The organism is Flavobacterium okayamense, assembly GCF_019702945.1.
Classification (GTDB): domain Bacteria; phylum Bacteroidota; class Bacteroidia; order Flavobacteriales; family Flavobacteriaceae; genus Flavobacterium; species Flavobacterium okayamense.
Window position 1 is genome coordinate 150,903 of sequence record NZ_AP024749.1, and the last position, 13,521, is coordinate 164,423.

13 protein-coding genes are annotated in these 13,521 nt (G+C 30.5%); 1 reads left to right on the forward strand and 12 read right to left on the reverse strand.

Going from position 1 to position 13,521, the window contains the following annotated elements:
* Positions 1-4: 4 nt before the first annotated feature.
* The 11 genes from KK2020170_RS00730 to recR form a co-directional block, all read right to left on the reverse strand.
* Positions 5-1,264 (reverse strand): sulfate adenylyltransferase subunit 1, encoded by a 1,260-nt coding sequence (locus tag KK2020170_RS00730; RefSeq protein WP_221258911.1) that lies wholly within the window; start codon positions 1,262-1,264, stop codon positions 5-7.
* 9 nt (positions 1,265-1,273) lie between these two features.
* On the reverse strand, positions 1,274-2,179 hold the full coding sequence (gene cysD / locus KK2020170_RS00735; protein ID WP_221258912.1) for a sulfate adenylyltransferase subunit CysD: 906 nt from the start codon (positions 2,177-2,179) through the stop codon (positions 1,274-1,276).
* Positions 2,172-2,771, reverse strand: coding sequence for an adenylyl-sulfate kinase (cysC, locus tag KK2020170_RS00740; RefSeq protein ID WP_221258913.1), 600 nt, complete (start codon positions 2,769-2,771; stop codon positions 2,172-2,174). The genes cysD and cysC overlap by 8 nt, the downstream gene beginning before the upstream one ends.
* Positions 2,761-3,189, reverse strand: a complete 429-nt coding sequence (locus tag KK2020170_RS00745; RefSeq protein ID WP_221258914.1) for a DUF2061 domain-containing protein — start codon at positions 3,187-3,189, stop codon at positions 2,761-2,763. The genes cysC and KK2020170_RS00745 overlap by 11 nt, the downstream gene beginning before the upstream one ends.
* Positions 3,189-3,989, reverse strand: coding sequence for a 3'(2'),5'-bisphosphate nucleotidase CysQ (cysQ, locus tag KK2020170_RS00750; RefSeq protein ID WP_221258915.1), 801 nt, complete (start codon positions 3,987-3,989; stop codon positions 3,189-3,191). Before cysQ ends, KK2020170_RS00745 begins: the two co-directional genes overlap by 1 nt.
* Positions 3,989-5,266 carry a nucleotide sugar dehydrogenase gene (locus tag KK2020170_RS00755; protein ID WP_221258916.1) on the reverse strand — a complete coding sequence of 426 codons (1,278 nt, stop codon included), beginning with the start codon at positions 5,264-5,266 and terminating at the stop codon, positions 3,989-3,991. Before KK2020170_RS00755 ends, cysQ begins: the two co-directional genes overlap by 1 nt.
* Positions 5,266-6,654 (reverse strand): UDP-glucose 6-dehydrogenase, encoded by a 1,389-nt coding sequence (locus tag KK2020170_RS00760; protein WP_221258917.1) that lies wholly within the window; start codon positions 6,652-6,654, stop codon positions 5,266-5,268. The genes KK2020170_RS00755 and KK2020170_RS00760 overlap by 1 nt, the downstream gene beginning before the upstream one ends.
* Position 6,655: 1 nt before the next feature.
* A complete protein-coding gene (locus KK2020170_RS00765; protein WP_221258918.1) occupies positions 6,656-7,633 on the reverse strand; it encodes an SDR family oxidoreductase in 978 nt (325 codons plus the stop codon).
* On the reverse strand, positions 7,618-10,074 hold the full coding sequence (locus KK2020170_RS00770) for an exopolysaccharide transport family protein (protein WP_221258919.1): 2,457 nt from the start codon (positions 10,072-10,074) through the stop codon (positions 7,618-7,620). The genes KK2020170_RS00765 and KK2020170_RS00770 overlap by 16 nt, the downstream gene beginning before the upstream one ends.
* A gap of 1 nt (position 10,075) precedes the next feature.
* Positions 10,076-10,876 carry a polysaccharide biosynthesis/export family protein gene (locus KK2020170_RS00775; protein ID WP_221258920.1) on the reverse strand — a complete coding sequence of 267 codons (801 nt, stop codon included), beginning with the start codon at positions 10,874-10,876 and terminating at the stop codon, positions 10,076-10,078.
* Between the two features lie 84 nt (positions 10,877-10,960).
* Complete coding sequence (gene recR, locus KK2020170_RS00780; protein WP_221258921.1) at positions 10,961-11,578, reverse strand: recombination mediator RecR; 618 nt, start codon at positions 11,576-11,578, stop codon at positions 10,961-10,963.
* Between the two features lie 70 nt (positions 11,579-11,648).
* Between recR and KK2020170_RS00785 the strand changes: the two genes are divergently transcribed.
* Positions 11,649-13,097 carry a sodium:solute symporter gene (locus KK2020170_RS00785; RefSeq protein WP_221258922.1) on the forward strand — a complete coding sequence of 483 codons (1,449 nt, stop codon included), beginning with the start codon at positions 11,649-11,651 and terminating at the stop codon, positions 13,095-13,097.
* On the opposite strand, the gene KK2020170_RS00790 is transcribed toward KK2020170_RS00785, so the two are convergent.
* Complete coding sequence (locus KK2020170_RS00790; protein WP_221258923.1) at positions 13,068-13,424, reverse strand: CoA-binding protein; 357 nt, start codon at positions 13,422-13,424, stop codon at positions 13,068-13,070. The two genes, KK2020170_RS00785 and KK2020170_RS00790, sit on opposite strands and share 30 nt — an antisense overlap.
* Between the last annotated feature and the right edge of the window lie 97 nt (positions 13,425-13,521).

Here is a 13,521-nt window from a genome sequence, read left to right on the forward strand (position 1 = left end):
AAAATTAGTTTATTATCATTCCTGCCGCAACAGTTTCATTAGTACCTTCATCAATTAAAATAAAACTACCTGTATATCTGTTTTCTCTGTAAGAATCCATCATAACTGGTCTTGTAGTTTTAATTTTAATTCGTCCAATATCATTCATATTCAAATCTTGATCGTCTTCAATTCGTTCATAAGTATTTATATTTACTTTATAAACTACTTCTTTAATCATGGCTTTCTGCTCATTTGAAGTATGAAGAATTGAATATTTTGCTCTTGGCTGGGCTGATTTTCCATTTAACCAACAAATCATAGCATCAAATTCTTGAGATTGTTGTGGTTTGTTGTTTGATTTTACAATCATATCCCCTCGACTTACATCAATATCATCTTCTAAAGTAATAGATACCGACATGGGTGCAAAAGCTTCTTTTAAAGAATCTTTATAAAAATCAATAGTTTTAATTTTTGAAGTAAATCCTGAAGGTAGAATAGTTACTTCATCTCCCGTTCTATAAATCCCACTTAAAATTCTACCTGCATAACCTCTATAATCGATAAACTCATCTTTTTGCGGACGCAATACTGTTTGAACTGCAAAACGAGCATCAATTTTATTATTATCACTACTAATGTGCATGGTTTCTAAAGTATCTAATAATGGAGAACCTTTAAACCAATTCATATTTTGAGATTCGTTCACCACATTGTCGCCTTCTAAAGCACTAATAGGAATAAAACGAATATCTTTTATTAATAATTTAGATGAGAATCCTTCGTAATCAGTAACAATATTGTTGAACACTTCTTCAGAATACTCAACTAAATCCATCTTGTTTACACAAACAATTACATGTGGAATTTGTAATAAAGAAGCTATATAAGAATGACGTTTCGTTTGTTCGATAACTCCTTTACGTGCATCAATTAAAATAATGGCAACATTTGCCGTTGAAGCTCCAGTAACCATATTTCGTGTGTATTGAATATGTCCTGGTGTATCGGCAATAATAAATTTTCTTTTTGGTGTTGTAAAATAACGATACGCTACATCAATTGTAATTCCTTGCTCACGTTCATCACGAAGTCCGTCAGTGAACAAAGCCAAATCTACACCATCGTATCCTCTTTTTTTACTTGTATTTTCAATAGCGGCTACCTGGTCTTCAAAAATTGATTTTGAATCGTAAAGTAATCTACCAATTAATGTACTTTTTCCATCATCAACACTACCTGCTGTAGCTAATCGTAATAGTTGATTGTTATCTATTTGCATAATCTTATTTTAAAAGTAACCTTGTCTTTTTCTATCTTCCATTGCCGATTCTGAGCGTTTGTCATCAGCTCTATTTCCTCTTTCTGTTAAACGCATTGTAGAAACTTCCTCTACAATTTTAGCTAAAGTATCAGCATCCGATTCAATTCCACCGGTAATCGTTATATCACCAAGTGTTCTAAAACGAATGGTTTTCACTTCAATTTTTTCGTTTTCCTCTAATTTTAAAAATTCAGAATTTGGAATCCAAGAATCGTTTCTCCAAACCACTTCTCTTTGGTGTGAAAAGTATAATGAAGGAATGGCGATATTTTCTCTTTTGATATAATTCCAAACGTCTAATTCTGTCCAGTTACTTATAGGAAAAGCTCTAAAATGTTCGCCCTGAAAATGCTTTCCGTTTAGCAAATTCCATAATTCTGGGCGTTGATTTTTAGGATCCCATTGACCAAAATCGTCACGATGTGAAAAAAAACGTTCTTTAGCACGTGCTTTTTCTTCATCTCTTCTTCCACCACCTATTGCACAATCAATTTTATTATCCTCTATAGTATCTAACAAAGTTGTAGTTTGTAATGCGTTTCTTGATGCATTTTTTCCTTTCTCTTCAGCTACTCGACCTTTATCGATTGAACCTTGAACCGAACCTACGATTAATTTAGCACCTAATTCATTAACCAAATCATCTCTAAATTGCATTGTTTCAGGAAAATTGTGACCTGTATCGACATGCATTAAAGGAAAAGGAATAGGCGAAGGATAAAATGCTTTTCTTGCTAAATGAGTCACTACAATAGAGTCTTTTCCTCCTGAGAATAAAATAACAGGATTTTGAAATTGCGCCCAAACTTCACGCAATATAAATATTGCTTCTGCTTCTAATTCGTCTAAATAGTTTAAATAATACTTACTCATTTAGCTTTATTTTATCATTAATCTTTTCAAAAATCAAATTTACTGAATTTTCTATACTTAACTTTGATGTATCTATTAATATATCTGGATTTTTTGGAGCTTCATAAGGCGAAGAAATTCCAGTAAAATCTTTAATTTCACCTAATCGAGCTTTTTTATACAATCCTTTTACATCTCTTTTTTCACATTCTTCAATTGGTGTATCAACAAAAACTTCAACATAATCTTCATTACCGACAATTTGTTTTACCAATTGTCTATCTTTTTCAAATGGAGAAACGAAACAAGCTATTATAATTGTTCCTGCATCTAAAAAAAGCTTAGAAACTTCAGCTATTCTTCTAATGTTTTCACTTCTATCTTCATCACTAAAAGACAAATTATTATTTAATCCACCCCTAACATTATCACCATCTAAAGTGTAAGTTTTAAAATTTAAAGAATGAAGTTTACTTTCAAGAGCATTTGCAACTGTAGATTTTCCAGAACCAGATAAACCTGTAAACCAAATTAATATTGATTTTTGATTCATCAATTTTTCTCTATGATTTCTACTAACGTAAAAATCTTGTTTAAAAATATTAGTACTCATCTTCTCTACTTACTCCAAATTTAATTCTGTACCAAACTCTTTCGTGCAAATAGTATAAAATCATTTTAGTTACTATTTCAAAAACACTAATTTTTGCACCAGTAAATGGATTTCCTGTAATTACCCAACCTAAAACAAAAGTATCAATAGAACCAACCACTCGCCACGAAATTGTTTTAAAAATATGTCTTTTTCTACTATCTGATTTTGCTCCAAACTTAGTTAAATCGACTCTATACCAAATTCTTTCATGAATGTAATATAAAATCATCTTAGTAACTAATTCGGCTAATCCAACTTTCAAACCCAACATTGCATTTCCCGTAATTAACCAGGAAAGAAACATTGTATCTAATGTTCCAATTACTCGCCAAGTGATAGCTTTTAAAATATGTCGGATTGGTGATACCTTAGGCATTAAATACTTACAATAAAACTTGGATTCAACAAATTTTCTTTATTATAAAGCAATTCTTCATTCGTTTCTTGAGAAATTACTTTAACACCAACTGCATTACAAATTGCTTGTCCAGCTGCTGTATCCCATTCCATAGTTGGCGCTAAGCGAGGGTAAACTTGTGCTTTCCCCGATGCTACTAAACAAAACTTTAACGAACTTCCTGCATTTACACTATTTACAACTTCAAATTGTTGCTTTAAACTATCAATATAAACTTGAGTTTCTTCATTCAAATGAGAATTACTACAAACTACATTGATAGTTTTATTGGCTTTAATTGGCTTTAATTCTGAAGAATTATTAATAAAATCGTCTATTGAAAATTTATCATCTATTACTTTGTAAAATAGGCTTTTACCTTCATTTACAAATCCAACATATAATTCCTTAGTAACTGGAACATAAATCACTCCGAAAACAGGTTTCCCATTTTCTACTAAAGCAATATTTACCGTGAATTGTCCATTTCTTTTAATGAACTCTTTAGTTCCATCAAGTGGATCAACAATCCAACATAAATTCCAATTTTTTCGTTCAGAAAAATCAGCATTTTTGATTTCTTCACTTATAATTGGTATTTCTGTTTGAAGTAAAAAATTTTTAATTATTTCATTTGACTCTTTATCTGCAATTGTTAGTGGCGAATTATCATCTTTTGAAACTACCTCTCCATTAAAACTATTGTAAATTTCAACAATTTTGTAACCCGCTTCTACTGCAGCTTGAATCGCTATATTTTGATTTTTATCTAAATTCATTACAATCTTCCATCAGCAACTTCACCTAAAACACCTTTTACATCATAAAGAATACTTTTTGGCTTTCTCAATAATGAAAAGTCAATAGCATTAAATTCTTTATGTGCAACACCTAAAACCACTGCATCATATTTACTTTTTGGTAATTCAGTAGTACTTGAAATGTTGTATTCATGTTTCACTTCCAAAGGATTAGCCCAAGGATCAAAAGTCGTTACTTTTATTCCGTAATCTTCTAATGCAGCAATTACATCAACAATCTTAGTGTTTCTAACATCAGGGCAATTTTCTTTAAAAGTTATTCCCAACATTAAAACCTCAGCTCCATTTACACTAACACCCTTTTTAATCATTTGCTTTACTACTTGAGAGGCCACATATTCACCCATAGAGTCATTTAATCTTCTACCGGCAAGGATAATTTCTGGATGATATCCTTTCTCTTGTGCTTTTTGTGCCAAATAATAAGGATCGACTCCTATACAATGTCCGCCAACTAAACCTGGTTTAAATGGTAGAAAATTCCATTTTGTACCAGCTGCTTGTAATACTGCATGAGTATCTATTTCTAATAAATTAAAAATCTTAGCTAATTCGTTTACAAAAGCAATATTAATATCACGTTGGGAATTTTCAATCACTTTTGCAGCCTCAGCAACCTTAATTGTAGGCGCTAAATGCGTACCTGCAGTTATTACACTTTTGTAAAGTGCATCAACTTTTTGGCCAACTTGAGGAGTGGAACCTGAAGTTACTTTTAAAATTTTATCAACAGTATGCTCTTTATCACCTGGATTAATTCTTTCTGGTGAATATCCTGCAAAAAAATCAACATTAAATTTTAATCCTGATATTTTCTCTAAAACTGGAATACATTCTTCTTCAGTAACACCAGGATAAACTGTAGATTCATAAACTACAACATCTCCCTTTTTTAAAACCTTTCCTACAGTCTCACTTGCTTTATACAATGGCGATAAATCGGGTTTATTGTGCTTATCAACAGGCGTTGGAACTGTTACAATATAAAAATTGCACTCAGCGATATCATTTAACTGATTTGAATTATACAATCCTACTTCGTTAGAATTTGAACTCTTTAAAACAGATTGTAATACTTCGTTTTCAACTTCTAATGTTGTATCCACACCATTATTTAATTGCTCAATTCTAGACTGATTAATATCAAAGCCTACAACAGCATATTTTGTTGCAAACAACCTAGCTAAAGGTAAACCAACATATCCTAATCCTATTATTGCAATTTTAGAATTCATTATTTCCCTATTCCTTGGTATTTAAAACCTATTTTTTCTAATTCTTTACCGTCTAAAATATTTCTTCCATCAAAAACAAAAGCTGGCTTCAACATATTGTCATATATTTTTTGCCAATCGTATGTTTTGAATTCATCCCATTCTGTTAAAACTGCTATTGCATGTGCATCTTTACAAGTTTCATAAGGATCTGTTTCAATAGAAACACCCTTTGCATTTTCTTCTTTAGAACGTGTATCCAAATAATTCAAATCGAAATGAATTTGTTCTGGTTCTACTTTTGGATCAAAAATAGCAATATGAGCTTGTTCTGACAATAAATCATCGGCAACATAGATTGCAGCAGATTCCCTAGTATCGTTTGTATCTTTTTTGAATGCCCATCCTAAGAAAGCGATTTTTTTACCCGAAACTGTATTGTATAAAGTTTTAATAATGTTTTTGGCAAATCTTCTTTTTTGGTGATCGTTCATAATGATTACTTGTTCCCAATAATCCGCAACTTCATTCAATCCATATGATTTAGCGATATAAACCATATTTAAAATATCCTTTTGAAAACAAGAACCCCCAAAACCAACAGAAGATTTTAAAAATTTAGGACCAATTCTACTATCCATTCCAATTGCTTTTGCTACCTCATTAACATCAGCACCAGTTTTTTCACACAACTCACTCATAGCGTTTATTGAAGAAACGCGTTGTGCCAAGAATGCATTAGCAGTTAATTTAGAAAGTTCAGACGACCAAACATTAGTCGTTAAAATTCTATCTTTTGGCACCCAATTGGCATAAACATCAACTAGAGCCTGAACAGCCTTTTCTCCTTCAGGAGAAGTTTCTCCTCCAATTAAAACTCTATCTGGTGCAAATAGATCTTCAATTGCTGTTCCTTCAGCTAAAAATTCTGGATTTGATAATATCTGAAATTGCACTCCATTACCTGTATTATCTAAAATATCTTTAATTGCTTGAGCCGTTCTGACAGGCAATGTCGATTTTTCAACAACTATTTTATCTGTTTTAGCAACTCTTGCAATTTGCCTTGCACAAAGTTCAATATATTTTAAATCGGCGGCCATACCTTTTCCTACACCGTAAGTTTTTGTAGGTGTATTAACCGAAATAAAAATCATTTCAGCTTCTTCAATAGCATGGTCAACTTCTGTAGAAAAAAATAAATTTCTTCCACGCGCTTCTTTTACAACAGAATCTAATCCTGGTTCATAAACGGGAAGTTTTGATAAATCATTATCATTCCATGCATTAATTCTTTCTTGATTTAAATCAACAACCGTCACTTTAATATGAGGGCATTTTTGAGCAATTACCGCCATTGTTGGGCCTCCAACATACCCTGCTCCGATACAACAAATTTTTGTAATCATTTTATTTTAAATTTTTCCAATACCACTGAACAGCCTCTTTAAGGCCTTCTTGCATTGAATATTTTGGTATATAATTTAATAACTCTTTTGCTTTTTGTACACTAGCTAATGAATGAGGAATATCACCAATTCTATTAGGTCCATGAATTACCTGAACTCCTTTTATTTTTGAGTCAAATTCTGATAAATATTCTCTTAAACAAACAACTAAATCATTCAAAGTAGTTCGTTCTCCATATGCAGTGTTATAAACCGTATTTACAGCTTTTGGATTATTTGTAAGCATTGCTAATTCATTCATTTGAATCACATTATCAATGTAAGTAAAATCCCTTGAAAAATTTCCATCTCCATTTATAATAGGACTTTCATATTTCATAAATTGCATTACAAATTTTGGTATAACTGCTGCGTAAGTACCTTTTGGATCTTGTCTTTTTCCAAAAACATTAAAATATCTTAATCCAATAGTTTCAATTCCATAAGTTTTACTAAAAACTTCAGCATATAGCTCATTTACGTACTTTGTAATAGCATAAGGAGATAAAGGTTTCCCAATTTCATTTTCAATTTTTGGTAGGTTTTCTAAATCTCCATAAGTCGAAGAGCTAGCAGCATAAACAAATCGTTTTACTTTTGCGTCCCTCGATGCAACTAACATATTTAAAAAGCCACCTACATTAACTTCATTTGAAGTTATTGGATCATTAATAGATCTTGGCACACTACCTAAAGCTGCTTGATGAAGAACATAATCTACATTTTTAACAGCTTCTTTACATGTTTCAAAGTCTCTAATATCCCCTTCGATTAATTTATAACTAGGATGATTAAGAAAATCTTGAATATTTTTATAATGACCTGTTGAAAAATTATCCAGACACACTACATGGTAACCTTTGCATAAAAAATACTCGGTTAAATTCGATCCAATAAATCCAGCACCTCCAGTAACTAATATGGTTATTTTCTCTTCCAAATTTTCATAATTTTTCTCCACCAAGTTTCTTCTCTTGTTACTTCCATGTAGGCTTCTCCATATGCACCATAACCGTAACCATAACCGTAACCATAACCGTAACCATACTTAGCTTTATTTTGAAAGCCATTAAACAAAATACTGATATTGTGTAATTCGCCTCTTTTATGCCTTTCATTTACTACATTAAGCATACCTTTCTTAGTATATCCTTGTCTAGTAACATAAAGAGTAGCATCGCAAAAATGAGCTAACTCTAATGCATCGGCAACCAATCCCACTGGAGGAGTATCTAAAATAATATAATCATAGCGCGTTTTCAATTCCTCTATCATCTCTGCCATGGCGTCACTCATCAATAATTCTGCAGGATTTGGAGGAATCGGCCCTGATGAAATAACATCCAAAAACGGCACATGTGTACTTTGTAAAACTTCATCAAGTGTTTTTTGGCCAATTAAATAATTTACTACTCCTCTAACATTATCGATATTAAAATCTCCAAATATTTTTGGTTTTCTTAAATCTAATCCAACAATAACTGTTTTTTTCTCACTTAACGCAAACACTGTTGCCAAATTAATTGAACAAAATGTTTTTCCTTCACCACTAACAGATGATGTTAGCATCAATATTTTTGCCCCTTCTGTTTTTTGTTTTTTATATAAAAACTGAAGAGATGAGCGAATCGATCTAAATGATTCCGCTAATGGTGATTTAGGTTTTTCAAAAACTGATAGATTATTATCTGTATTTTTTTTACCAATAACCCCTATTAAAGGGATCTTAGTCAATTTAGAAATATCTTCAGTATTATTAACATTATTATCTAATAAAAAAATAATAAATATGAACACAATAGGAATTAAAAAACCCATTAATGAAGCTAATATATAATTAATACTTGTCTTTGGTCCTTTTAAACCACCCCCTACATCTTTAGCCGAATCAATAAACTCAATATCTGAAACATTTGATGCCTTTACAATTAACGCTTCTTGTCTTCTTTGAAGAAAAACACTATAAATATTATCGATTAGATTATATTTTCTTGTAATTTTTAAATGCTCTTGCTTTTGTTGAGGCAATAAATTCACTTGACCTTCAGCCTTTGCAATATTGGTGTTTACCATTCTTTGATCAATCAAAATTGCCTCTTTAGCACTTTCTATATTTTCTAATAAAACTTTTTTTACTGCCTCCATTTCAACATCAAACTCAGTAAAATATTTATCACTTTTTACAGCATAACTTAACTCATCACGTTTGGTAGACAACTGAATTAATTTAGATATATTTGATAAGATATTTGGATCCTCTATTCCAGCTACAGATGGAGCAGGTAGATTTGAAAAATCAGAATTTTTTTGAAGATAACTTTTTAAGTGATTAAGATATTTAATTTTTCTATCTATATTATCTTTTTCAAAATCTAAGTCCGTAAGCTTTTGGGTTAATTTTTCACCTCCAGATTCTAATTCAAATACGTTTTTCCCTTTTCTAAAATCATTAAGTTCATTTTCGGTATCCTTAATTCTCTCCTCCATTACTGCCAGTGTACTATCAATAAAATTGATTGTATTTGTTGCAAACTTGTTTTTAATTTCTAGTTGATTTTTCTTCAAAACATCAACAGTAGTATTTAGATATTCTACCAATCTGTTTTTATTAGCACCTTGTAACTCTAATGAAATTACAGATTGTGCTTTTGAATTTATACCTACATCGATTCCTTTGTAAGAAGCAACCACCGCATTAAAATCCTCAAACCTAATGTAATACTCTTTACCAACATATGATTGTGCATCAGGCATAAGATGTAGACTCATATTAATAAACGGCAATTTAACTTTATCATTAATTGAAAAAGTTTTCTTTATGATTTTACCTCCTTCGGAAAAAGTAGTTCTTGAATTATCAACATAATGTACCAAACTAACATTTTCTCTGTCTGTTAAATCAACTATTAGATCAAATTTATCATTTGTAATAAATTTAATTTGAATGGGAACGCCTATAATTTGACCCTTATTTTTATCAATTTTAACATAAAATGGAGTTTTCCCATAAACATCCTCAAAATAATATTTGCCTTTTTTTAGATAACTAATGTAATATCCCAGCTTATCAACAACAATTTCATTATGAGATCTTGATTTCAAGGTAGTTACAATTGTTTGCACTTTTTCAGAAACTCCCCCCCAATTAAAAACCAAGCTGGTATTTGAAGTGAAAAACGAATTGTTTTCATCTTTCACAACTATTGAAGCATCTAATCCATAAATTTTTTGTTTTCTAACATTCACATTATATGCTATAAGAAATGTTACTATAAAACTCAATATAAACCATTTCCAATAACTTAAAAGTTTTAAGAAAAAACCTTTAAAATCAAATGAATTTTGTGATTCAGAAAAATTAAAATCTTTTATATCTAACATTTTATAAATTTCTTGATAATAAAATTGTAGTTGTTATTAAAGACAAAGCCGTTATAATTGTTCCAACAGTTTGCATACCTGTAGTCCCTGTTCCCCATGACTTTTGAGGAAGTGGTTTAATATAGATATAATCATTTGGTTGAATATAAAAAAAAGGTGAATTCATAGTCTCAGCCTTAGTTAAATCTAGATAATGAGTCTCAAATCCATGTGGCATTTTTCTAATAATTTGAACTTTTTTCCTATCTCCTGTCATTGTTATATCACCTGAATTCGCAATAGCCTCCATTATTGTTGCACTATCTTGAAAAAGCACATTTGTACCTGGATTACCAATTTCTCCATTAATGGTATATCTTAAACCCGCAAGTTTCACATTTACAAAAATCCTTGCCTCATTTTTAAAATATTCATCAAGTAATCTTTTTTCTATAGTTTGTCTAATTTCATCAATCGTAAAACCAAGAACATTAACTTCACCTAAAACAGGTACTCTTATATTACCATGATCATCAACTGTAAAACCATTAAAATACAATCCATTTTGAGACATCATACTAGTGTTTTGTTGACCAGAAGAACTAGGATTGAAAATATCAACAAGTTTTTGATCTAATGCTTTTATATTTACACTCAAAATATCATTCACTTGAACTTTATAAGGCTTTGAAAAAGCTTGATTAACTTCAATTGACTGTTCAGTCCCTTTTTTATTTTGTAAATAAACCAAATCTTTATTTGGGATACATGAACTCACAAAAACAATTAAAGCTATATATATTAAAAACTTAGTGCTTTTCATTTTAAAATATTTGAGGTAACAAATATAGGTTTTAGATTTAAAATTGTGAAACTCAAAAGACTTTTTCGTACAAAAAGAAGACTTTTAAATTTTCAATCCGTTTTCATAAGGTATTCTATTTATCAAACTTCTACCTAAAGTAACTTCATCTGCGTATTCTAATTCATCTCCAACAGCAATTCCTCTAGCTATTGTTGAAGTCTTTATCTTGGAATCTTTTATCTGTTTGTAAATGTAAAAATTTGTAGTATCACCCTCCATTGTAGAACTCAACGCAAAAATAATTTCACGTACTTCTCCTAAATTTATTTTATCCACAAGTGTTGAAATATTCAATTGGCTAGGCCCTATTCCTTCTATAGGATTTATCTTACCCCCTAGAACATGATATAACCCATTAAAAATCCCTGTGCTTTCAATTGCCATAACATCTCTTACATCCTCCACAACACAAATGATACTTTCATCTCTATTGGGATTAGAACAAATTTCGCAAATTTCATTATCTGAAATATTATAACATGATTTACAATACTTAACGTTTTCTCTCAAAGATGTAAGCGCATTTGAAAGCATTTGTGTTTGGTCTTCTGGTTGCTTTAACAAATGTAAAGCCAAACGAAGTGCTGTTCGTTTTCCAATTCCTGGAAGTTGTGAGATTTCACTAACCGCTTTTTCGAGAAGTTTTGAAGGTAATTCCATAAAGGCAAAAATACAAAAGTCTAATTTTAGTTCCGTTCTATTTCTGTTATATTTGCTAAAAATAAAAGTTATGGCTCCAACTACAATTCTGATTTTAATTTTAGCCTATTTTTCAGTTCTAATTGCATTTTCTTATTTCACTGGAAAAGGAGAAGCTAGCAATAACAATTCTTTTTTTAAAGCTAACAAACAATCTCCTTGGTATTTAGTTGCTTTTGGAATGATTGGCGCTTCGCTTTCAGGTGTAACTTTTATTTCGGTTCCAGGAAAAGTTGAAACTTCTCAATTTGTTTATTTCCAAATTGTTTTAGGTTATATTTTAGGTTATTTTGTGATAGGAGCTGTTCTACTTCCGCTATATTATAGATTAAATCTAACAACAATTTATACCTATTTAAAAGATAGATTTGGAAATTATTCCTATAAAACTGGTGCTTGGTTTTTCTTAGTTTCAAGAACAGTTGGCTCTAATTTAAGATTATTACTTGTTGCAAATGTTTTACAAACTTTAGTTTTCGACCCTTTAAATATTCCTTATTGGATAACGGTAACCGTAACAATTTTACTTATATGGGTTTACACTTTTAAATCGGGAATTAAAACCATCATTTGGACTGATACTTTACAAACACTTTTTATGTTAGTTTCTGTTGGCGTTTGTATTTATGTAGTTTCAACTGATTTAGGATTGAATATTTCTGGATTAGCCAATTTCGTTTCGGAAAGTTCTTTTTCTAAAACTTTATTTTTTGAAAATGTAAGTTCGCCAAAATATTTTTGGAAACAATTCTTTTCGGGAGCTTTTATAGCCATTGTAATGACAGGATTAGATCAAGATATGATGCAAAAAAACCTTACTTGTAGAAGTTTAAAAGATGCTCAAAAAAACATGTTTTGGTTTACAATTGTTTTAACAGTCGTGAATTTCCTTTTCTTAGTAATGGGTTTACTATTTACAGAATATGCTCTTAAAAATGGAATTGATGCGCATGGTGATAATTTATTTCCAATTTTAGCCAATAATCATTTAGGAATTGTTGTTGCTTTCAGTTTTATATTAGGCTTAATCGCCGCAGCTTATTCTAGTGCGGATAGTGCTTTAACTTCTTTAACAACATCTTTCTGTGTTGATATTTTAGATATTGAATCTAACCATACTGAAGATCAACAAGTAAAAATTAGAAAACGTGTTCACTTTTCATTCGTTATTATTTCAATCCTAGTTATTCTTTTCTTTAAATATGGATTTGAAGATAAAAGCATAATCGATAAAGTCTTGAAATATGCAGGTTTTACTTATGGTCCATTATTAGGCCTTTATGCGTTTGGATTATTTACAAAATGGAAAATTAAAGACAAACTAACTCCAATAGTTGCACTACTTGCGGTTCTAATTTCGCTAGTCTTAAACGCTAAAAGCATGGATTGGTTCGGATTTAATTTTGGCTTTGAAATCTTAATCGTAAACGGTTTTTTAACCTTTTTAGGTTTAGTATTGATTCGTAGCCAAAAGAACTAAAGTACAAGCAACTTCATATTCGATTCCGTTTTCTTTTAGAAGCGTATAAAATTCAGGATTTTCAGTTCCCGGATTAAAAATCACACGTCTTGGCTGAAGTGAAATTATATAATCGTAATATTCGCGTTGATGTTGCGGATTTAAGTATAACGTTACAGTATCAATACCATGATAAGGAATTTTTTCAGTTTCAATTTGAACATCTAATGCCATTCCTTTTTTTGAACCAATAGCCACTACTTGATGACTTTTCCCTATCAAATTATGAATTGCTTTATAAGAATAACGTTCTTTATTTGTTGTGGCTCCTAAAACTAATGTCTTCATCTTTTAAATTGTTTTCATAAAATTAATAAATAAAAATGAGTGAATAATAACTTTGAAATAACTTTATTTTAAATTTAATATTTCGATGAAAGATTTA